Consider the following 21573-nt stretch of genomic DNA (forward strand, 5'->3'; position numbering starts at 1 on the left):
CAGGCGGGAACTATGGAAAGGGACAGCGTGAAAGATCAGGCTGACAGCTATGTCACCGACGACGGCCGCACCATCGGCCCGACGGTGATGGAGATGAAGAACATCACCCTGCGCTTCGGCGGCGTGGAGGCGATCAAGGATATTTCCTTCGACATCCGCGAGGGCGAGATCCGCGCGATCATCGGGCCGAACGGGGCGGGCAAGTCCTCGATGTTGAACGTGATCAGCGGCTTCTACGTGCCCCAAGAGGGCGAGGTCTGGTACAAGGGCGCGCGCCGCCCGGCGATGAAGCCCTATCAGGTGGCCCAGCAGGGCATCGCCCGGACCTTCCAGAACATCGCGCTGTTCGAGGGCATGTCGGTGCTCGACAACGTGATGACGGGGCGTCTGACGCAGATGAAGACCGGGATGCTGGCGCAATCCTTCTGGAAAGGCGCAGCCGAGCGTGAAGAGATTGAGAACCGTGAAATCGCCGAGAAGGTCATCGACTTTCTGGAAATTCAGGCGATCCGCAAGACACCCGTGGCGCGTCTGCCCTACGGTCTGAAGAAACGCGTCGAACTTGCCCGCGCGCTGGCCGCCGAGCCGACGATCCTGCTTCTGGACGAGCCGATGGCCGGCATGAACGTCGAAGAGAAGGAGGACATGAGCCGCTTCATCCTCGACGTGAACGACGAATTCGGCACCACTATCGCGCTGATCGAACACGACATGGGCGTGGTCATGGACCTGTCCGACCGCGTCGTGGTGATGGATTACGGCCGCAAGATCGGCGACGGCTCGCCCGACGAGGTGCGCAACAACCAAGAGGTGATCGACGCTTATCTGGGGGTGGCCCATGACTGAGGCCCGTTTGATCACCCGCAACGACACTGCCGTTCTGACTTTGGGGAGGGCCAATGATGCCTGAGCAACTGGCGTTTACGATCGAGGTCTTTCTCAACGGGCTGATGGCCGGGGTGCTTTACGCGCTCGTGGCACTTGGCTTCGTGCTGATCTATAAGGCTTCGGGCATCTTCAACTATGCCCAAGGTGTCATGGCGCTTTTCGCCGCGCTGACGCTGGTGGGGATCATGGAAGGGCAGGTGCCTTTCGGCCATCTGATCAACGCGATCCTTGGCACCGAGGTGCATCACTTCGGCTGGCACATTCCGGCTTTCCTTGCCATCGTGCTGACCATGGTCGTGATGATCGTGCTGGCCTATTGCGTGCAGCGTTTCGTCTTTCGCTACCTCGTGGGGCAAGAGCCGATCATCCTTTTCATGGCGACCATCGGTCTGGCCTATTTCCTTGAAGGGGTGGGCGACCTGATGTGGGGGTCGGAGATCAAGACACTCGACGTCGGCCTGCCGCAGGGCATCAACGTCTGGATCGACGAATTTACCTATAACGCCACCGGCTACGGCTTTTTCATCGACAACCTCGATATCGTGGCCTCCATCGTCGCGGCGGTGCTCGTGATCGGGCTGGTGATGTTCGCGCAATACACCAAACAAGGCCGCGCCATGCGTGCCGTGGCGGATGACCATCAGGCCGCGCTTTCGGTCGGTGTCTCGCTGAACTTCATCTGGATCCTCGTCTGGTCGCTCGCGGGTTTCGTGGCGCTGGTTGCAGGCATCATGTGGGGTGCCAAGTCGGGCGTGCAGTTCTCGCTCTCGCTCATCGCGCTGAAGGCGCTGCCGGTGCTGATGCTGGGTGGCTTCACCTCGATCCCCGGTGCCATCGTCGGCGGGCTGATCATCGGCGTGGGCGAGAAGCTCTTCGAGTTCCTGATCGGTGCCCCCTTCCTTGGCGGCGCGACCGAGAACTGGTTCGCTTACATGCTGGCGCTGGTCTTCCTTGTCTTCCGCCCGCAGGGCCTGTTCGGGGAGAAGATCATTGAACGGGTTTGATACAGGCTACCCGGAAACTGTCCGGGGGACAGTTTCGCCTGTTCAAAGGGCGAAGCCCCGGATTGATAACGGCTTGGTGCGCGGCTTGCGCGCATCCTATCGCACGGCATTGCAGGCAAACGCAGTGCAAATGACTACCGCAGAAGGGAAAGCAGTCTAATGTTCTATCGTGAAGCGGGCGATTTCAACACATCCTACGCCCAGGACCAACAGACCTTCCCGATCCGGTTCGACCGGTACCGCTACTATCTGGTGCTGTTCATCGCGGTCTTCGTCGTGCCCTTCGTGGTCAACGATTACTGGGTGAACTCGCTGTTCCTGCCCTTCCTGATCTACGCCATCGCGGCGATCGGGCTGAACATCCTCGTGGGCTATTGCGGGCAGGTGAGCCTTGGCACCGGGGGCTTCATGGCGGTGGGGGCTTATGCCTGCTACAAGCTGATGACGGCCATGCCCGAGGTCAGCATGTTCATCCACATCCTGCTGGCGGGCGGCATCACCGCCGCGGTCGGTGCGCTCTTCGGCCTGCCGTCTTTGCGGATCAAGGGGTTCTACCTTGCCGTGGCCACGCTGGCGGCGCAGTTCTTTCTCGTGTGGCTGTTCAACCGGGTGCCGTGGTTCTACAACTACTCCGCCTCCGGCCAGATCAGCGCGCCCGAGCGGGACACCTTCGGCATCCTGATCACCGGCCCCAATACCGAAGCCTGGGCGACCTATATGTTCTGCCTGATCTTCACCGTGGGCTCGGCGCTGGTGGCGCGCAACCTGACGCGCGGCTCGGTGGGCCGCAAGTGGATGGCCATCCGCGACATGGACATCGCCGCCGAGATCATCGGGGTGAACCCGTTGCGCGCCAAGCTCACGGCCTTTGCGGTCAGCTCCTTCTTCATCGGCATCTCCGGCGCGTTGTTCTTCTCGATCTACCTCGGCGCGGTCGAAGTGGGCGAAGCCTTTGGCATCAACAAATCGTTCCTCGTGCTCTTCATGATCATCATCGGGGGCTTGGGCAGCATCTTTGGCAGCTTCGCCGGCGCCGCCTTCCTCGTGCTCTTGCCGGTGCTTCTGAAGATCGTCGGCGTCGACTGGCTGGGCTGGCCCACGGATATCGTGGCGCACCTGCAACTGGTGATCGTGGGCGGGCTGATCGTGGTCTTCCTGATCGCAGAGCCGCACGGGCTGGCGCAGCTGTGGCGCGTGGCCAAGGAAAAACTGAGATTGTGGCCCTTCCCGCACTAAGCGGGAGCCATGAAAAGCGAGGCCGGAGGGAGGAAACCCGGCCCAAACACCCAAGTCGGACAATCCAAGGGAGGAAACACCGATGAAATACAAACTGGGAACACTGGCCGTTGCTGGCCTGATGGCCGCAAGCCCCGTGATGGCGGACCTTGTCTTTCCGTCGCTGAGCTACCGCACCGGGCCCTATGCCGCGGGCGGCATCCCCTTCGCCGACGGCTATGCCGATTACTTCACCCTGCTCAACGAGCGTGACGGCGGCATCGGTGGCGAGCCCATCCGCGTCCCGGAATGCGAGACCGCCTATAACACCGAGAAGGGCGTGGAATGCTACGAATCCACCAAGGGTGAAGGCGCGTTGGTGTACCAGCCGCTCTCGACCGGCATCACCTACCAGTTGATCCCCAAGGTCACCGCCGATGACATCTCGATGCTGACCTCCGGTTTGGGCCGTACCTCGGCCAAGAACGGTGATGTCTTCAGCCATGTCTTCAACTTCCCGGCCAACTATTGGGACGGCGCCTCGGTCGCGGTAAAACACATCATGGAGCAGGAGGGCGGCAGCCTTGAGGGCAAGAAGATCGCGCTGGTCTACCACAACTCCGCCTATGGCAAGGAGCCGATCCGCACCCTGCAGGAACTGAGCAAGAAACATGGTTTCGAGCTGAAGGAAGTGCCCGTCGACCACCCCGGTCAGGAGCAGAAGTCCCAGTGGCTGCAGATCCGCCGTGACAAGCCCGACTACGTGATCATGTACGGCTGGGGCGTGATGAACCAGGTTGCCGTTCAGGAAGCCGCCAACATCCGCTTCCCGATGGACAAGTTCATCGGCATCTGGTGGTCCGGCTCCGAGAACGACGTGCTGGCCGCGGGCGCCAAGGCCGATGGCTACAAGGCGCTGACCTTCCACAACGTCGGTTCCGATTATCCGCTCTATGACGACCTTCAGGAATACGTTGTCGATGCGGGCAAAGCCGCGGGCGCGGGCGATCAGGTCGGCTCAGTCCTCTACAACCGTGGCATCTACGCCGCGATGCTGGTGGCCGAGGCCGCGCGCACCGCGCAGGAGATCCACGGCGTGACCGACATCACCAGCGGCCAAATGCGCGACGGGATGGAGCAGCTTGAGATCACCGAAGAGAAGATGGCGGCCCTTGGTCTGCCGGACTTCGGTCCTGAGTTCAGCGTCTCTTGTGAAAACCACGGTGGCGAAGGCTTCGTGGCCGTGACGCAGTGGGATGCCGAGGCGAAGGAGTGGAACCTCGTGTCGGACTTCATGCAGTCCGATCAGGACGTGATCCAGCCGCTGATCGATGCCGACAGCTCGGCCTATGCCGAAGAAAACGCCATCGAGGGCAACTGCTAAGAACCCTGCTCCCGGCCACTTTCCCGGTGGCCGGGGACATCTTCGAACCCCAAGAAAGGTCCTTCCCATGCTGGATGCCGCCAACACCAATGACGTCGCAGTCGACAACCTGCTCGAGGTCAACAATATCGAGGTGATCTACAACCACGTCATCCTCGTGCTGAAGGGCGTCAGCCTGAACGTGCCCAAGGGCGGCATCACCGCGCTTCTGGGCGGCAACGGCGCGGGCAAGACGACGACGCTCAAGGCAATCTCGGGTCTGCTGGCCTCGGAACGTGGCGAGGTCACCAAGGGCTCGATCAAGTACCGCGGCGGTGCGATCCAGTCTCAAGACCCCGCCGAGATCGTGAAACAGGGGGTCGTGCAGGTCATGGAAGGCCGGCACTGCTTCGAGCACCTCACCATCGAGGAAAACCTGCTGACAGGCGCCTATACGCGCAGCGATGGCAACGCCGCGATCCAGCGCGACCTCGAGATGGTTTATAATTATTTCCCCCGGCTGAAAGAGCGCCGCCGCTCGCAGGCTGGCTATACCTCGGGCGGTGAGCAGCAGATGTGTGCCATCGGTCGCGCACTGATGTCGCGACCTGAGACGATCCTTCTGGACGAGCCCTCGATGGGCCTCGCACCGCAGCTGGTGGAGCAGATCTTCGAGATCGTGAAATCGGTGAACGAGCAAGAGGGCGTGACCTTCCTGCTGGCCGAGCAGAACACCAACGTCGCCCTGCGTTTCGCCCATTACGGCTACATCCTCGAATCGGGGCGCGTGGTGATGGACGGTCCCGCCAAGGACCTGCGCGAGAACCAGGACGTGAAGGAATTCTACCTCGGCATGTCCGACGAAGGCCGCAAGAGCTTTCGCGACGTGCGCAGCTACCGCCGCCGCAAGCGCTGGCTGAGTTAACCGGCCCGCCCGGACCCGAAGGAAAGACCAAGACGAGACCTGAGCGGGCCTATGCCCTCTCCAGTGATGCCATAGCAGGAAAGTGACAGGGATGCTGACCAAGCCCCATTTCGACGATCTGGAAACCCGCAGCGCCGACCAACGGGCGGCCGATCTGGCGCAGGCTCTGCCGCAGCAGATCGCCCGCGCGCAGAGCTTGCCGGGCTATGGTGACACGCTAAAGGGGATTGATGCCGCGCAGATCACCTCCGCCGAAGCGCTGGCCGATCTGCCGGTTTTGCGCAAATCTGAACTGGGCAAGGCGCAGGCCGGCCAGCCGCCCTTTGGTGGTTTCACCACCAAGCCGGTGCATGACTTCTCCCATGTCTTCCAATCCCCCGGTCCGATTTATGAGCCGTCGAGCAACGATCCCGACTGGTGGCGCATGGGGCGGTTCCTGCATGCTGCCGGGATCGGCGCGGGCGACGTGGTGCACAATTGCTTTGGCTACCATCTGACCCCCGCGGGCATGATTTTTGAGAGCGGCGCACGCGCCGTTGGCGCCACGGTGCTGCCCGCCGGGACCGGCCAGACCGAGCTTCAGGTCACCGCGGCGCGCGACGTGGGCTCCACCGCCTATGCCGGCACGCCGGATTACCTGAAGGTGATTCTTGAGAAGGCCGATGCCATGGGGGTGAAGCTGAACATCACCAAGGCGGCGGTCGGCGGCGGGGCGCTCTTCCCCAGCCTGCGCGCCTTCTATCAGGAGCGCGGCATCACCTGCCTGCAATCCTACGCCACCGCTGACTTGGGCAATGTCGCCTATGAAAGCCCGGCGATGGAGGGGCTGATCGTCGATGAGCAGGTCATTGTCGAGATCGTCACCCCCGGTACCGGCATTCCGGTGGCCCCGGGCGAAGTGGGCGAGGTTGTGGTCACCACGCTGAACCCCGATTACCCGCTAATCCGCTTCGCCACTGGCGACCTCAGCGCCGTGCTGGAGGGTGAAAGCCCCTGTGGGCGCACCAATATGCGCGTCAAGGGCTGGATGGGCCGCGCCGATCAGACCACCAAGATCAAGGGCATGTTCGTCCGGCCCGAGCAGGTGGCGGCGCTGGTCGCCCAGCACGACGAGATCGAGAAGGCCCGCGTCATCGCCAGCCGCGAAGGCGAGGCCGATGTCATGACGGTGCAGATCGAGACCGCCGGAGAGGATAAGGCCGCCTATGCCCAATCCGTGGCCGATCTGCTCAAGCTCAAGGGCCGTGTCGAACTGGTTGCCCCCGGTAGCCTGCCGCGCGACGGGCTGGTGATCGAGGATACCCGCAACTACGACTGAGACGCGGCGTCGCGGCCTCTGGCATTTCCGAGTGAAATCGTCGAAATAGAGCGCATGACGCTGAACCCCGCCTCCACCGAGACGCCCCACCTGCGCCGCGCCCGCGACGGGCTGCGCGCCCTGTCGGCCGTCGCCCTGACCGTGGCCGTCTTCTGTGCGCTGCCGATGCTGGCGGTGCTGATCGCCGCCCTGAGCGGCGGGACGGAGACGGTGCAGCACCTGATCGACACGGTGCTGGGGCGCTACACGGTCACGACATTGCTCTTGGTGCTGCTGGTCTCTCTAGGCACCTTCGCCATCGGTGTGGGGGCCGCGTGGCTGGTCACGATGACACGTTTTCCGGGGGCGAAACTTCTCGAAATCGCGCTGGTGCTGCCGCTGGCCTTCCCGGCCTATGTGCTGGCCTATGCCTACACCCATGTGCTGGACCATCCCGGCATCGTGCAGACGGTGCTGCGCGACGTCACCGGCTGGGGGCCGCGCGATTACTGGTTCCCCGAAATCCGCTCGCTCGGCGGGGCGGCGGCGATGCTGGTGCTCGTGCTCTATCCCTATGTTTATCTGCTGGCGCGCGCCGCCTTTCTGCAGCAGAGCGGCACGACCTTTCTGGCCGCCCGCGCGCTCGGTTCCAGCGCATGGGCCGCGTTTTTCAAGGTCAGCCTGCCGCTGGCCCGACCCGCTATCGCGGGCGGCGTGCTCTTGGCGGTGATGGAGACCATCGCCGATTTCGGCACCGTGGCCTATTTCGGCGTGCAGACCTTCGCCACCGGCATCTACACCAGCTGGTTTTCGATGTTCGACCGCGCGGCGGCGGCGCAGCTGGCGCTCTGCCTGCTGAGTTTCGCCCTGCTGCTGGCGATGCTGGAACGCGCACAGCGCGGCAAGGCCAAGTATCACGACCCCGCGCGCCGGACCCAGTCCGCGCCGCCGGCCGAGTTGAAGGGCTGGCAGGCCGCGGCGGCGATTGTGCTGTGCGGGGTGCCGGTGCTCTTCGGGGCGGTGCTGCCGGTGGTGATCCTCGTGACCATGGGAATCGAGAGCGAGCAGAGCCTCTTCAGCCCGCGTTACCTCGGTTTCATGCGCAATTCGGTGACGCTTGCGGCCGTGGCGGCTGTGCTGACCGTACTGGCGGCGATCAGCGTGGGCTTTTACCGCCGGCTGCGTCCCGGTCGGGTCTCGCAAAGCGCCGCCTATGTGGCGCGGCTTGGCTACGCGGTGCCCGGCGGTGTGATCGCGGTGGGTCTGCTGGTGCCTTTCGCGGCCTTCGACAACGCGCTGGACGCTTGGATGCGTGAGACCTTCGACATTTCCACCGGGCTTCTGATCACCGGGTCGATCTGGCTGTTGGTGCTGGCCTATCTGGTGCGCTTCCTCGCCGCCGCGCTTGGCGCCTACGAGGGCGGGCAGTCCATGGTGCATGCCAACATGGATGCCGCCGCGCGCTCGCTGGGGCAGACGCCTCTGGGTACGTTGCGCCGGGTGCATCTGCCGATCCTCGCGCCGAGCCTGCTGACCGCGCTGTTGATCGTCTTCGTCGACGTGATGAAGGAACTGCCCGCGACGCTGATCATGAGGCCGTTCAACTATGACACGCTGGCGGTGCAGGCGTATCGCTTGGCCAGTGATGAGCGCTTGAACGGGGCGGCGGTGCCGAGCTTGGTGATCGTGGCGATGGGGTTGCTGCCGGTGATCCTGATTTGCCGACAGGTGGGGCGGCAGCGGTAGATAGCGAGGGCCAGCGCCTGCCCGTGGGGTGGCGATCCAACCGTGCCTTCGTGCCACTTTATGGTGCCGCCCTGGCGTGACTTAGATGACTTCCACCCAGCCTTACCAAATCCGGCGCCTGCGGCTTGGTTCCGGGCCGGGAGCGATGAGGGCATCGCCCTCACTGGGGGGGCGATGATCGGCCTGCTCTCTGCAATGCCCTTGCCGAGGGCGCAGGTGCTGCGTCATGGGCCAGCGTTGCAAAATCGCCCTCCGGGGGGAGGGAGGGCGATGCCCGTGGTCCCCACGGGCGGGGCTCTAGATGCGGGCAGCACAGCACATAAAAAAGGCGGGCCCGAAAGCCCGCCTCCTGCGCGAATGTCGCGCTGATTATTCCCAGCCAACCGAGTTGAAGATCTTCTGCGCGGTGCCGATGTTCTCGGCCACGTCCGACAGGTTCACCTCGTCGGCTTTGAACTCACCCAACTGCTTGACGCTGTCGGCCAGTTCCACGCCTTCCACGGTGGGGAATTCGTCGTTGCCCGCCGAGAAGTAGACCTGCGCCTGATCCGAGGCGAGATACTCAAGGAACTTCACCGCGTTCTCACGGTTCGGCGCGTTCTTGGCCACACCGCCGCCCGAGAGGTTCATATGCGCGCCGTTGCCTTCCTGATCCGGCCAGATCACGCCGATCTTGCCGATATCGGCGCTGACGCCATCGACATCGGTGCGGATCGCACGGGCGAAGTAGTAGCTGTTGGAGACCGCGATGTCGCACTCACCGGAAACGATGCCGCGCAGCTGGTCGGTGTCGCCGCCCTGCGGGGCGCGCGCCATGTTGTCGACCACGCCCTGCGCCCATTCGGTCGCGGCTTCTTCGCCCTCATGGGTCACGATGGAGGCCAGCAGGGTCTGGTTGTAGGTGTTGGTCGAGGACCGGATGCAGATCTGACCTTTATACGCCGGATCGGCGAGGTCCATGTAGGTCTCGGGCGGGTTGTCCATCGTCTCTTTGTTGAAGAAGATGATCCGCGCGCGCTGCGACAGGCCGAACCACTGGTTGTCGTCGTCTTGCAGGTTGGAGGGGATGCGCTCTTCCAGCGTCTCGCTCTCGACGGCTTGCAGCAGGCCCAAGTCCTTGGCACGCTTGAGGCGGCTTGTGTCCACGGTCAGCAGGACGTCGGCGGGGGAATTCGCGCCTTCGGCTTCCATACGGGCCAGCAGTTCGTCGGCCTTGCCTTCGATGCGGTTGATGGTGATGCCGGTTGCTTCGGTAAAGTCGGAGTAGAGCCGCTCATCGGTGTCGTAGTGACGCGAAGAGTAAAGGTTCAACTCGCCATCGGCCAGCGCGGGCAGGGCCAGCGCCATGAGCGCGGCGGCGGCAGTCGATGTTTTGCAGAAGGTCATATCAGGGTCCTGTTCCATTGGGATAACTTGACTGAAATAGTAAGAAACAGATTTCACCCTTTCCTGCAACCAATTCCGCCAGAATTGGTTGGCAAGCCCCCGGCCAAGCCGGGCCGGGGGCTGCGTGGTCAGTCTTTGCTGCCGATCTTGTCTTGGGTCTTGGTGTCGAAATCGCTGGCGTCGTGACGCTCGTGCAATTGCATCGACAGGTCATCGCCGAAGGCGCGGTTGACCATCCGGCCTCGCGTCACGGCCGGGCGCGCGTCAATCGCCTCGGCCCAACGCATGACGTTCTTGTAAGAGGTCACATCGAGGAATTCCGCCGCGGCGTAGAGCCGACCGAGGACCAGCTGCCCATACCAGCTCCAGATCGCCATATCGGCAATGGAGTATTCATCGGCGAAATATTCGTGTTCGGCCAGATGCTTGTCCATCACGTCAAGCTGGCGCTTGGTCTCCATCGCGAAACGGTTGATGGGGTATTCGAACTTCTCGGGCGCATAGGCATAGAAATGGCCAAAGCCGCCGCCGAGGTAGGGCGCGCTGCCCATCTGCCAGAAGAGCCACGAGAGTGCCTCGGTCCGGCGGGCAGGGTCTTGGGGCAGGAAGGCGCCGAATTTTTCGGCGAGATAAAGCAGGATCGCCCCCGATTCGAAGACCCGCTGCGGCGTGTCGCCGGAACGGTCCATCAGCGCGGGGATTTTCGAATTGGGGTTCACCTCAACAAAGCCGGAGCCGAACTGATCGCCCTCGGAAATATCGATCAACCACGCGTCATATTCCGCCGCTTTGTGGCCCGCCGCCAGCAGCTCTTCGAACATCACCGTGACTTTGACCCCGTTGGGCGTGGCGAGGGAGTAGAGCTGAAACGGATGCTCCCCAACTGGCAGTTCCTTGTCATGGGTCGCACCGGCGATGGGCCGGTTGGTGCTGGCGAATTTGCCGCCGCTCTCTGATTCCCATTTCCAAACCTTGGGGGGCGTATATTCGGGCGTGTCCGACATGATGGTCTTCCTTGTTATTCAAGCCTGCCTTGAAGGTGGGGTTTTGCGCCGGGGTTGCAAGCAGTTAGGCGCAACGAAAAAAGCCGCCCCCGAAGGAGCGGCCTTTAAACCGAATAGCTGCGAAGCTCAGCCCTGACGGGCTTTGAACCGGCGCTGCGTCTTGTTGATGACGTAAACGCGGCCTTTGCGACGCACAACACGGCAATCGCGATGCCGATTCTTGAGCGAGCGGAGCGAATTGCGAACCTTCATGGTCGTCTCCTCATGTCGTGGCGCGGGCCAGCGCCTGGGTTGCGGGCAACCTGCAAGGGCAGGTCGATGAATAAATGGTGGGCGATACTGGGATCGAACCAGTGACCCCTTCGATGTCAACGAAGTGCTCTACCGCTGAGCTAATCACCCACTTTTCAGCGTTTCCACATCGGCCCCAAAACTAAATGGGGCGCGAAATTTCGCGCCGTTGGGGTCCTATAAAAGGAGTCGGCGGCGGGATCAAGGGCTTTTGGCGCGGAATAAACACGCTATGTTCGACTTAGAGGAATTTATTATGCCGATGACCGCTTACGAAGTATTGCATCCGGACCGAAACCGCTCTTGCGTGGTCTTTGCATCGCCCCATTCGGGGCGGGATTATGCGGCGTCTTTCCTGCGGCGGTCGGTTTTGGACGAACATGCGATCCGTTCGTCCGAAGATGCCTTTGTTGATCTCTTGTTCGACTGCGCACCGCTGCATGGCGCTTCTTTTATCAAAGCCGGGGCCCCGCGGGCCTATATCGACCTCAATCGCGCGCCAGAGGAGTTGGATCCGTCGGTCATCGAAGGCATTCCGCGGCAGGGGCATAACCCGCGCGTGGCCTCGGGGCTGGGGGTGATTCCCCGCGTGGTGGCCAATGGCCGGGCGATTTATCGCGGCAAACTGACCCAAGAAGAGGCGCAGTTGCGAATCGACAGCTACTGGCGGCCCTATCACGCGAAATTGCAGGAGTTGCTGAGCGGGGCGCATCGCCGCCATGGCCAAGCGGTGCTGGTCGATTGCCATTCCATGCCGCATGAGGCGATGGACGGCGTGGCCCGCGGCGGGATGCGGCGGCCCGATGTCGTGCTGGGGGACCGTTTCGGCGCGGCGGCGGGGGGTGAGGTGGTCGACCGGATCGAAGCGGCTTTCGTCGATGCGGGCTTCGTCGTGACGCGCAATTCGCCCTTCGCGGGGGCCTATATCACCCAAGCCTATGGCCGCCCGTCTCGCGGACAGCATGCGGTGCAAGTGGAAATCGACCGCGCGCTTTACATGAACGAGCGGTTGATTCGCCCCAATGGCGCTTTCGAGGCAGTGCAGGCGGTGCTGCAACGTGTAGTGGCCGAGGTGGCGCAGATCGGGCAGGAGCGGCTTCCGCTCGCCGCGGAGTAGGCTCAGCGCAGCGCGCGGCCTTTGCCGATGGCCTTTTCACCAAAACGGCTGCGGATGCTATCGGCGGCGCGTTCCGCGCGGCTGCGTTGTGCCGCGCCGGGGTCGAGCAGATCGCCCGCCATATCCGCCCCCTCGGCGCCCGACAGCTCGGAGAGGCCCACGCCAATCAGCCGGTAGGCGCTTTGGTGATCGACCTGATCAAAGAGGGCGCGGGCGGTGCGGTAAATCCGGTCGGCCAATTGGGTCGGGTCATGCAGCGACAGGCGGCGCGACAGCACAGTATGATCGGCGCGTTTGAGCTTGAGCGTCACCACCCGGCCCGCCATCTCTTTCGCCTTGGCGCGGTCCGCCACCTTTTCCGCCAAGCGCCAGATATGGCCGTCCAGTATCTCCGCGTCGCCCGTATCGTCGGAGAATGTCGTTTCATTACTGATCGACTTCACCGGGCGGTGGCGCGAGACGCGGCGGGTGTCTTGGCCCCGTGCCAGATGCCACAGCCGGTCCCCCATGCTGCCAAAGCGCGCGATGAGATCGGTCTGTTCCCACCGCAGGAGATCGGAAAAGCTGCGGATGCCGGCCTTTTCCAGCGCGGTCTGGGTGGCGGCACCGACGCCCCAGATCATGCCCACGGGTTTGTCGCGCAGAAAGTCCGCCGTTTCCCCCGCGCCGATGACAGAGAACCCATGCGGCTTGTCGAGGTCCGAGGCGACCTTGGCCAGAAACTTGTTGTGGCTCAGCCCGATGGAGCCGGTCAGCCCCAGTTCGGTTTTCATCCGCCGCACCAGCCGCGCCAGCATCATCGCCGGGGGCTGGCCGTGCAGCCGCGCGGTGCCGGTCATGTCGAGAAAGGCTTCGTCCAGCGACAGCGGCTCGATGGCCGGGGTCATCTCTTCCATCATGGCGCGGATCGCGCGGGAGGCTTCGACATAGACCTCCATCCGCGGCTTGATGATCACCGCCTCGGGGCAAAGCTTGAGCGCCTGAAACATCGGCATGGCGGAGCGCACGCCGCGAATGCGCGCGACATAGCAGGCGGTCGAGACGACCCCGCGCCGCCCCCCGCCGATGATGACGGGTTTGCCCGCGAGTTCGGGATTGTCGCGTTTTTCGACCGAGGCATAAAAGGCGTCGCAATCCATATGGGCGATGGAGAGGTCAAAGAGTTCCGGGTGGGACAGCACGCGCGGGCTGCCGCAGCGCGGACAGCGCCGCGACGGCGGGATTTCAGTCAGACAATCGCGACAGAGGGTAGCCATGGGTACACCGGGAGGGCAGGGTTCGGGCGACGATTCTAACCAGATCGCGAGGGATTGAACATGGTCTTTGATGGCGCAAAGCTCGCGCTCTACCTTGGGGAGAAGTTGGCCGTGGTCCTGCGCGACGATCTGCCGGGGCTGCTCTTTGCCGATCACTGGGATTTTCCCGGCGGGGGGCGCGAGGGGGAGGAGACCCCGCTGGCCTGCGCCCTGCGCGAATGCCGCGAAGAACTGGGGATCGTGGTGCCTGAAGATGCCGTAATCTGGGAGGGCAGCTTTGACGAGGGCGGGCGGATCAAATGGTTCTTCGTCGCGCGCTTGCCTGCGGAGGCAGAGGCCCAGATTGTCTTTGGCGACGAGGGGCAGCGCTGGCGCTTGATGACCGAGGCGGAGTTTCTCAACCATCCCCGCGCGGTGCCCGCCTTTCAGGACCGCTTGCGGGTCTATCTTGCAGACACGAAGGTGTAGGGCAAATAAAGGCCCCCCGCCTGCGTGAGCGGGGGGAGGTGACGAACATCAGGAAGAACCAGTTCGTCGGGGAGTATCACCTGAGTTCAACATAACATGTTATGCGGTTTTCGCCTAACATTGATGGCCACCTGCGTGGTGCAACCCGGCGCGCTGTGGTCGATTTGCTACAGGCGAGGGAAGGCCCCTGTTAATGTTCAAAAAATTTCCTGAAGCACGGCGCGGGCGGCGGCGGCGGGGTCTTCGGCTTGCCAGATAGGGCGGCCCACCACGATGTGATCGGCCCCGTCCGCAATGGCCTGACCGGGAGTGGCGACGCGTTTCTGGTCGCCCAATGCGGCACCTTGGGGCCGCACGCCGGGGGTGACGATCAGCTTGCCGCCCGCTTCGGGCAGGGCGCGGATCGCGGCGGCTTCTTGGGGAGAGGCGATGACCCCATCCGCGCCCGCGTCCAGCGCCCGGCCTGCGCGGGTCAGCACCAGATCGCCCAGATCGCCCGGCTGGATCAGCGCGGCGTCAAGATCGGCGCGGTCCAGCGAGGTAAGGATGGTGACGGCGAGGATTTTCATATCGGTGCCCGCGGCCCCCTGTTTCGCCGCAGCCACCACATGCGGGTCGCCGTGGACGGTCAGGAAATCCAGATTGAACTGCGCAAGGCCCCGCACCGCCGCCTCGACGGTGGCGCCGATGTCGAAGAGTTTCATATCAAGGAAGATGCGCTTGCCATGCTCTTGCTTCAGCTCATTGGCCAAGGCCAAGCCGCCGCCGGTCAGCATGCCCAGACCGATTTTGTAAAAACCCACGGCATCGCCGAGCTTTTCGGCCAGTTCCAGCCCCGCGACCGCATGGGGAACATCAAGGGCGACAATCAGACGGTCATCAGACATGCGAGGGCTCCTGCCAAATTTCAAACGGCTTTGATCTACGCCGCGGCGCGGGCCAAGTCCATCATTCACGCGGGGAGGGCGCAAAAAAAGAGGCCCGAACGCCGCTGAGCGGGTCCGGGCCAAGTGATCAGAGACTTAGCAGGCAGGCACTGGTCTCTGGTTTGCGGAACGCCACATCGGGACAGATGAGGTGGCGGCAGGTCCGCGGGCAGCCGCGCGGCAGGCAGGCGCCGCGCGGAAGGGGGTTAAGCCGCGTCGCGACCGGGGAGGTGCATGACCTCTTCCAGCCAACGCAGCGGGTCGAAGCTGCGGCGTCCGGCCCGCTGAGCGGGGACGTGGCGCAGGACTTCGGAACTCAGGCCACGCTTTTGCACGTGGCGGCGAAGCGCCTGACGGGATAGCCCGTCAGCGGCATCGCGGTATGACATGGTGATCGGGGCATCAATTGCACAGGCGTAGCGGCGCAGTTGCTCCCCGTCTTGGACGGTCACCAGCGCTTCGAAACACTGAGTGGCCGCATTGTAGGTGACATCTGTCAACTGGATAGGGCGCGTCTGCATCGTTTCACCTCTTGCGTTCTTCTGAACCTTGGCAGGCTTTGCCATCCTGCTTTCCTCTGCTGGGTAAACGCGAGAAGGGGCAAAATGGTTTCATTATGGTTACAGCTTCTGTGGATAAAGGTTAACAATGTATTGATATCAATAGTATAGGATTGTATTTTTTGTCGCAAAGTTGCCGTATTTTTGCCTTATTGGCTGAATTTTTCCTGTTGGCGGCAGTTCTCTCGGCGGTATTTTGCGATTGGATGGTCTTGAACCCGCAGTCCCGCTACCCAAATTGATACGGAGGCTCAGACCGCCGCGCGCCACATACCGGGCGCGGCATTTTGGAGCGCTTGTAGAAAAGGAGAGACCCATGGACTTGAGCAAGTTCACGGAAAGATCGCGCGGCTTCATTCAGGCGGCGCAGACCATTGCAACACGGGAAAGCCACCAACGGCTGGCCCCGGAACATGTCCTCAAAGCACTGTTGGACGACGACCAAGGACTTGCGCGGAATCTGATCGCCGCGTCGGGCGGCGACGGTGCGCGCGTGGTGCAGGCGCTTGATTTGGCGCTTGGCAAGATTCCGAAAGTCACCGGCGATGCGGGGCAGGTCTATCTGGACGGCACCACCGCCAAGGTGCTGGCCGAGGCCGAAGCGATTGCCAAGAAAGCAGGCGATAGTTTCGTCACTGTCGAGCGCATTCTGACCGCGCTATGCATGGTAAAATCGGGCGCAAAGACGGCGCTGGAAGCGGGGCAGGTGACCGCCCAAGGGCTTAATGCCGCCATCAATGATGTGCGCAAGGGCCGCAAGGCCGACAGCGCCACTGCCGAAGACAACTATGAGGCGCTGGAGAAGTACAGCCTCGACCTGACCGCGCGGGCCGAAGAGGGCAAGATCGACCCGATCATTGGCCGGGACGAAGAGATCCGCCGCGCCATGCAGGTGCTGAGCCGCCGCACCAAGAACAACCCGGTGCTGATCGGCGAGCCCGGCGTCGGTAAGACCGCTATCGCCGAAGGATTGGCGCTGCGCATCGTGCATGGTGACGTGCCTGAATCCCTGCGCAACAAGCGTCTGCTCGCGCTCGACATGGGGGCGCTGATCGCTGGCGCGAAATACCGTGGTGAATTCGAAGAGCGTTTGAAAGCCGTGCTGACCGAGGTGACCGAAGCCGCGGGCGAGGTGATCCTGTTCATCGACGAGATGCACACGCTGGTCGGCGCCGGTAAGGCCGATGGCGCGATGGATGCGTCGAACCTGCTGAAGCCTGCGCTGGCGCGGGGGGAATTGCACTGTGTGGGTGCCACCACCCTCGAAGAGTACCGCAAATATGTTGAGAAAGACGCGGCACTTGCGCGGCGGTTCCAGCCGGTGATCGTGCAGGAGCCGACGGTGGAAGACACCGTCTCGATCCTGCGCGGCATTAAAGAGAAGTATGAATTGCACCACGGCGTGCGCATCAGCGACACCGCGCTGGTCGCGGCGGCGACGCTGAGCCATCGCTATATCACCGACCGTTTCCTGCCCGACAAGGCGATTGACCTGATGGACGAGGCGGCAAGCCGCCTGCGGATGGAGGTCGACAGCAAGCCTGAAGAATTGGATGCGCTGGACCGTCAGATCCTTCAGCTTCAGATCGAGGCGGAGGCGCTGAAGAAGGAAGACGATGCCGCGTCCAAGGATCGGCTGGAGGCTTTGCAAAAAGACCTCAGCGATCTGCAAGATCGCAGTGCCGAGATGACAGCGCAGTGGCAGGCCGAGCGTGACAAGCTGGCCGGGGCGCGTGACATCAAGGAGAAGCTCGACCAAGCGCGGGCCGAACTCGACATCGCGAAACGCGAAGGCAACCTCGCGCGCGCGGGCGAGCTATCTTATGGCGTGATCCCGCAGTTGGAACGCGACCTTGAAGCCGCCGAAGGCCGTGAGGATGACATGATGGTCGAAGAGGCCGTGCGCCCGGACCAGATCGCCTCCGTCGTCGAGCGTTGGACCGGCATTCCTGCGGGTAAAATGCTTGAGGGTGAGCGCGACAAGCTGCTGCGGATGGAAGAGCAGTTGCATGACCGCGTGATCGGGCAGAATGCTGCCGTGAAGGCCGTGGCCAATGCCGTGCGCCGGGCGCGTGCGGGGCTCAACGACGAGAACCGGCCTCTGGGCTCCTTCCTCTTCCTCGGGCCGACCGGTGTGGGCAAGACCGAGCTGACCAAGGCCGTGGCCGAGTTCCTCTTCGACGACGACAGCGCCATGGTGCGCATCGACATGTCGGAGTTCATGGAGAAACACGCCGTGGCCCGTCTGATCGGTGCCCCTCCGGGCTACGTCGGCTACGACGAGGGCGGTGTGCTGACCGAAGCGGTGCGGCGTCGGCCCTATCAGGTCGTGCTCTTTGATGAGGTCGAAAAGGCGCATCCCGATGTCTTCAACGTGCTCTTGCAGGTGCTCGACGATGGTGTGCTGACCGATGGTCAGGGCCGCACGGTAGACTTTAAACAGACGCTGATCGTGCTGACTTCCAACCTCGGGGCGCAGGCGCTGAGCCAACTGCCCGAGGGCGGCGATATGGCGGCGGCCAAGCGTGACGTGATGGATGCGGTCCGGGCGCATTTCCGGCCGGAGTTCCTGAACCGTCTGGATGAGACGATCATCTTTGACCGTCTGGGCCGCAAGGACATGGACGGGATCGTCGATATTCAGATGGCGCGGCTGCTCAAGCGACTTGCGGGGCGGAAGATCACACTCGATCTCGACGACGCCGCGCGAAAATGGCTGGCGGATGAGGGTTATGACCCGGTCTTCGGGGCGCGTCCTTTGAAGCGGGTGATCCAGCGCACCGTGCAGGATCCGTTGGCCGAGATGCTCTTGGCCGGGGATGTGAAGGATGGCGATACCGTCACCGTCCGCGCCGGGGCCGATGGGTTGATCATCGGCGATCAAGTGGCCGCATCAAACCGGCCCAAGCCGGATGACGCAACGGTGCACTAACCGTTATGCGATGAAGAGAAGGGCCGGATTTTCCGGCCCTTTTTTAATCTGGAAGGGGACCTACTCTCCAATCGCCTCTTTCACGATCTCGTCCAGCAGGCTTTGCACCTCTTGCATCGCGCCGTCGGGGAAAGCGCGGTAGCCGATGGTCACTTCGTCACTCTCGGGCAATTGCATGACGAAAATGTCGTAGGGGCAAAAGCCGATGTTCATCACATCCGCCTCCATCACCTTGCGCGACAGCGCGGCCGAGCAAAAGCTGAACACCTCCGCCGCCTCGAACAGCACCACGTCCGACCCGACATCGGCGCGGGTGCGGTCGAGCATCTCACCGACATGGCTGACGTTCTCGGGGATGAGCCCTTGGTTCAGGATCGCGTTCTCCACCCCGAAAGTCACATCACCAAAGCTCTGGTCGGTGGTATAGGTGACCATCTCATCCGCTTGGGCGGCGCTGGCCCAGATCAGACCGGCGGCGAAAAGAAAACGGATCATGGCGGCACTCCTTTGAATAACGGCGCCTGACATTCCGGTGTGCTGGCTGAAATCCGGGCGAAAGGATTTGGTATGGCTTCCGGCGGGCGCTAACTTTGCATGAGTATAGTAGGGAGCGCTGAAATGGCCAATCGCTGGATCAATCGACTGACGGACCGTGACGTGACCGATGAGGCGCAATACCTCAACCGGCGGCAGATCATGGGCGTTGCGATGGCGGGGCTGGGTCTTGCCGGGCTGGGGCAGGGGGCCGCGGCCCAAGAGGGGCTGACCCCGAATGACTACGAAGACATCACCCAATACAACAATTACTACGAGTTCGGCACCGGTAAGGACGATCCCGCGAAATACGCGGGCGCGCTGACGACCGCCCCTTGGACCGTGACCATCGCGGGCATGGTCGACAAGCCCGGCGACTATGCTTTCGAGGATATCGTGAAGGCGATGACCATCGAAGAGCGCATTTACCGGCTGCGCTGTGTCGAGGCGTGGTCGATGGTGGTGCCGTGGAACGGGTTCGAACTGGCCGATCTGCTCAATATGGCCGGGGTGCAATCCGGCGCGAAATACGTGGCTTTTGAAACCGCCTACCGCCCCGAAGAGATGCCGGGCCTGCGTTTCCCCGTGCTCGACTGGCCCTATGTCGAAGGGCTGCGGCTGGATGAGGCGATGCACCCGCTGACGATCATGGCCACCGGCATCTATGGCAAAGACATCCCGAACCAGAACGGCGCGCCGCTGCGGTTGGTCGTGCCGTGGAAATACGGGTATAAATCCATCAAATCCGTGGTGCGCATCACGCTCACCGACACGCAGCCGCCCACCAGTTGGAACAAGGCCGCGCCGCGAGAATATGGTTTTTACAGCAACGTGAACCCCAAGGTCAGCCATCCGCGCTGGTCGCAGGCCGATGAGCGCCCCATCGGCGGCGGGCTCTTCGCAGGGCGCCAGCCGACGCTGATGTTCAACGGCTACGAAGAAGAGGTGGCGTCGCTTTACGAGGGCATGGACCTGACGGCGAACTTCTGATGCCGGCTGCAATATATATGCCCCGTCCTTTCGCCCAAGCGCCGCAGGCTGGCGTGGCCGCAGCATGATGCGCCTGGCCGATGCCCTGAACAGGGCCGCCCGCCGCATCCCGGTCTGGGCAGTCTATTTCCTACTGGCCCTGCCTATCCCATGGTTCTTTTACCAAGGGCTTACCGGCGGGCTGGGGCGCGATCCGGTAAAGGGGCTCGAACACCTCTATGGTCTCTGGGCGCTGCGCCTGCTTATCGCCGGTCTGGTGATCACCCCGTTGCGCCGAGTACTTGGGGTGAGCCTGCTGCGCTTTCGCCGGGCGCTCGGTGTGATGACCTTCGTCTATGCGCTCGCGCATCTGACGGTCTGGGCGCTGCTCGACGTGCAGGGGCTGTCGCGTATCTGGGCGGATATTCTCAAACGGCCCTATATCACCATCGGCATGGCGGGGTTCCTATGCCTTGTGCCGCTGGCGGCCACATCCAACAACTGGTCGCTGCGGAAGCTGGGGGCGCGTTGGCGCAAGCTCCACCGGCTGACCTATGTAGCAGCGCTTTTGGCAGCCCTACATTTCCTATGGCTGGCGAAAGGGTTTCAGCTAGAGCCGCTGGTCTATGCCGGTCTTGTCGCAGGGCTTTTGATCTATCGGCTGCCGTTGGGGAGCTTTTGACAGAAAGGCCCACGGGGATGGGCGACTCGGAAGGGGCAACAGAGGTCGTGATTCACGCGTCTGAAACGCGCGATTCCGGGCTGTGGCATGTGGATAACTGATGGCGTTAACATAACGAAGGCATATTAGGAGAGTTTGCGTTAACCTCTGCAGTCTTTCGCATGCCATAACGCCTTGTTTTGCCGTGATTTTATAAGGATTTCACAAAAACTACACAAAACTTCAAAAAACGGCTTGCGGCTTTGTCCCACTAACCTTAGAACCCCCTCTACCGGCGGCGCTGAGACGCACCGCTGGGGCGCCAGACGGGGCGGACGGCAGCGGAGACGCGGTGGTTCGGATCACGAGGCGGATAAGAATTCGAGGTATGAGAGGCGGGGCGCGCCAAGAAGTTAGGGCGCATCTCAGTTTCTTTTGTCTCAACGCTGTTTGAAAATTTGATATCTGAAGAGATATGTGGGCGGTTTGGTTCATTCGATGGATCAACGTCTGTATATCGCGCTCTTAGGGTTTCGGCTCGATGATAGAGTGTCAGCTTCACTGTTTGGACGGCTTTCGCTACTTTGTAGCTGAAGCACAACAAACAGAGAATGGTCTGCATCTTTCAGTAATGGATGCAGGTCGATGTGCAGAGGTTCGACGTCAAGGATAAGCTAGTAATAGCTTTTCAACTTGAGAGTTTGATCCTGGCTCAGAACGAACGCTGGCGGCAGGCCTAACACATGCAAGTCGAGCGAGACCTTCGGGTCTAGCGGCGGACGGGTTAGTAACGCGTGGGAACGTGCCCTTCTCTGCGGAATAGCCACTGGAAACGGTGAGTAATACCGCATACGCCCTTCGGGGGAAAGATTTATCGGAGAAGGATCGGCCCGCGTTAGATTAGATAGTTGGTGGGGTAACGGCCTACCAAGTCTACGATCTATAGCTGGTTTTAGAGGATGATCAGCAACACTGGGACTGAGACACGGCCCAGACTCCTACGGGAGGCAGCAGTGGGGAATCTTAGACAA

At 62.3% G+C, this 21573-nt stretch carries 19 protein-coding genes, 1 tRNA gene and 1 rRNA gene; 13 read left to right on the top strand and 8 right to left on the bottom strand.

The window, feature by feature from the left end; all coding sequences use genetic code 11:
• Nucleotides 1–27: 27 nt before the first annotated feature.
• From ACGYLA_RS05290 to ACGYLA_RS05320, 7 genes are all read left to right on the top strand, one after another.
• Entirely contained in the window at nt 28–846 is an 819-nt protein-coding gene (locus tag ACGYLA_RS05290) for an ABC transporter ATP-binding protein (RefSeq protein ID WP_394430876.1), read from the top strand.
• A gap of 56 nt (nt 847–902) precedes the next feature.
• A complete protein-coding gene (locus ACGYLA_RS05295) occupies nt 903–1892 on the top strand; it encodes a branched-chain amino acid ABC transporter permease (RefSeq protein WP_271688894.1) in 990 nt (329 codons plus the stop codon).
• A 159-nt stretch (nt 1893–2051) separates the two neighbouring features.
• Nucleotides 2052–3128, top strand: a complete 1077-nt coding sequence (locus ACGYLA_RS05300) for a branched-chain amino acid ABC transporter permease (protein ID WP_067267750.1) — start codon at nt 2052–2054, stop codon at nt 3126–3128.
• A gap of 82 nt (nt 3129–3210) precedes the next feature.
• Nucleotides 3211–4491 (top strand): ABC transporter substrate-binding protein, encoded by a 1281-nt coding sequence (locus ACGYLA_RS05305; protein ID WP_209218414.1) that lies wholly within the window; start codon nt 3211–3213, stop codon nt 4489–4491.
• Between the two features lie 67 nt (nt 4492–4558).
• Entirely contained in the window at nt 4559–5395 is an 837-nt protein-coding gene (locus ACGYLA_RS05310) for an ABC transporter ATP-binding protein (protein ID WP_394430879.1), read from the top strand.
• 91 nt (nt 5396–5486) lie between these two features.
• A complete protein-coding gene (locus tag ACGYLA_RS05315) occupies nt 5487–6713 on the top strand; it encodes a phenylacetate--CoA ligase family protein (protein WP_394430881.1) in 1227 nt (408 codons plus the stop codon).
• 165 nt (nt 6714–6878) lie between these two features.
• Nucleotides 6879–8438: an ABC transporter permease gene (locus tag ACGYLA_RS05320; RefSeq protein WP_394430911.1), complete on the top strand. Its 1560-nt coding sequence runs from the start codon at nt 6879–6881 to the stop codon at nt 8436–8438.
• Between the two features lie 369 nt (nt 8439–8807).
• Here the strand turns inward: ACGYLA_RS05320 and ACGYLA_RS05325 are convergent, their stop codons facing one another.
• The 4 genes from ACGYLA_RS05325 to ACGYLA_RS05340 all read right to left on the bottom strand — a co-directional run bounded on the left by ACGYLA_RS05325 (nt 8808) and on the right by ACGYLA_RS05340 (nt 11230).
• Entirely contained in the window at nt 8808–9824 is a 1017-nt protein-coding gene (locus ACGYLA_RS05325; protein ID WP_394430883.1) for a Fe(3+) ABC transporter substrate-binding protein, read from the bottom strand.
• A 128-nt stretch (nt 9825–9952) separates the two neighbouring features.
• Entirely contained in the window at nt 9953–10828 is an 876-nt protein-coding gene (yghU, locus tag ACGYLA_RS05330) for a glutathione-dependent disulfide-bond oxidoreductase (RefSeq protein ID WP_394430885.1), read from the bottom strand.
• 126 nt (nt 10829–10954) lie between these two features.
• Entirely contained in the window at nt 10955–11080 is a 126-nt protein-coding gene (ykgO, locus tag ACGYLA_RS05335; protein ID WP_005850168.1) for a type B 50S ribosomal protein L36, read from the bottom strand.
• Between the two features lie 75 nt (nt 11081–11155).
• A tRNA-Val gene (locus tag ACGYLA_RS05340) sits at nt 11156–11230 on the bottom strand.
• A 145-nt stretch (nt 11231–11375) separates the two neighbouring features.
• On the opposite strand from ACGYLA_RS05340, the gene ACGYLA_RS05345 reads away from it, so the two are divergent.
• On the top strand, nt 11376–12236 hold the full coding sequence (locus ACGYLA_RS05345) for an N-formylglutamate amidohydrolase (protein WP_394430887.1): 861 nt from the start codon (nt 11376–11378) through the stop codon (nt 12234–12236).
• Nucleotides 12237–12238: 2 nt separating this feature from the next.
• Here ACGYLA_RS05345 and ACGYLA_RS05350 read toward each other — a convergent pair whose 3' ends face one another.
• Nucleotides 12239–13492 carry a DNA polymerase IV gene (locus tag ACGYLA_RS05350; RefSeq protein ID WP_394430889.1) on the bottom strand — a complete coding sequence of 418 codons (1254 nt, stop codon included), beginning with the start codon at nt 13490–13492 and terminating at the stop codon, nt 12239–12241.
• Between the two features lie 60 nt (nt 13493–13552).
• Between ACGYLA_RS05350 and ACGYLA_RS05355 the strand changes: the two genes are divergently transcribed.
• Nucleotides 13553–13960, top strand: a complete 408-nt coding sequence (locus ACGYLA_RS05355) for an NUDIX hydrolase (protein ID WP_394430891.1) — start codon at nt 13553–13555, stop codon at nt 13958–13960.
• A gap of 197 nt (nt 13961–14157) precedes the next feature.
• Here the strand turns inward: ACGYLA_RS05355 and pyrF are convergent, their stop codons facing one another.
• On the bottom strand, nt 14158–14847 hold the full coding sequence (gene pyrF, locus ACGYLA_RS05360) for an orotidine-5'-phosphate decarboxylase (RefSeq protein WP_394430893.1): 690 nt from the start codon (nt 14845–14847) through the stop codon (nt 14158–14160).
• Between the two features lie 245 nt (nt 14848–15092).
• Entirely contained in the window at nt 15093–15407 is a 315-nt protein-coding gene (locus tag ACGYLA_RS05365) for an orotidine 5-phosphate decarboxylase (protein WP_394430895.1), read from the bottom strand.
• A 355-nt stretch (nt 15408–15762) separates the two neighbouring features.
• Here ACGYLA_RS05365 and clpB point away from each other — a divergent pair, with 355 nt between their 5' ends.
• A complete protein-coding gene (clpB, locus tag ACGYLA_RS05370) occupies nt 15763–18378 on the top strand; it encodes an ATP-dependent chaperone ClpB (protein ID WP_394430897.1) in 2616 nt (871 codons plus the stop codon).
• A 60-nt stretch (nt 18379–18438) separates the two neighbouring features.
• On the opposite strand, the gene ACGYLA_RS05375 is transcribed toward clpB, so the two are convergent.
• Nucleotides 18439–18873, bottom strand: coding sequence for a DUF302 domain-containing protein (locus ACGYLA_RS05375; protein ID WP_271692956.1), 435 nt, complete (start codon nt 18871–18873; stop codon nt 18439–18441).
• Nucleotides 18874–18996: 123 nt separating this feature from the next.
• Between ACGYLA_RS05375 and msrP the strand changes: the two genes are divergently transcribed.
• From msrP to ACGYLA_RS05390, 3 genes are all read left to right on the top strand, one after another.
• Nucleotides 18997–19902, top strand: a complete 906-nt coding sequence (gene msrP, locus ACGYLA_RS05380; protein ID WP_394430899.1) for a protein-methionine-sulfoxide reductase catalytic subunit MsrP — start codon at nt 18997–18999, stop codon at nt 19900–19902.
• A 64-nt stretch (nt 19903–19966) separates the two neighbouring features.
• Nucleotides 19967–20563 (top strand): protein-methionine-sulfoxide reductase heme-binding subunit MsrQ, encoded by a 597-nt coding sequence (gene msrQ / locus ACGYLA_RS05385; protein ID WP_394430901.1) that lies wholly within the window; start codon nt 19967–19969, stop codon nt 20561–20563.
• Between the two features lie 668 nt (nt 20564–21231).
• Nucleotides 21232–21573 (top strand): 16S ribosomal RNA (locus ACGYLA_RS05390); the annotation flags it as partial.

Source organism: Sulfitobacter sp. 1A13679, assembly GCF_043557115.1.
In the GTDB taxonomy this organism is placed as follows: Bacteria; Pseudomonadota; Alphaproteobacteria; order Rhodobacterales; family Rhodobacteraceae; genus Sulfitobacter; species Sulfitobacter faviae.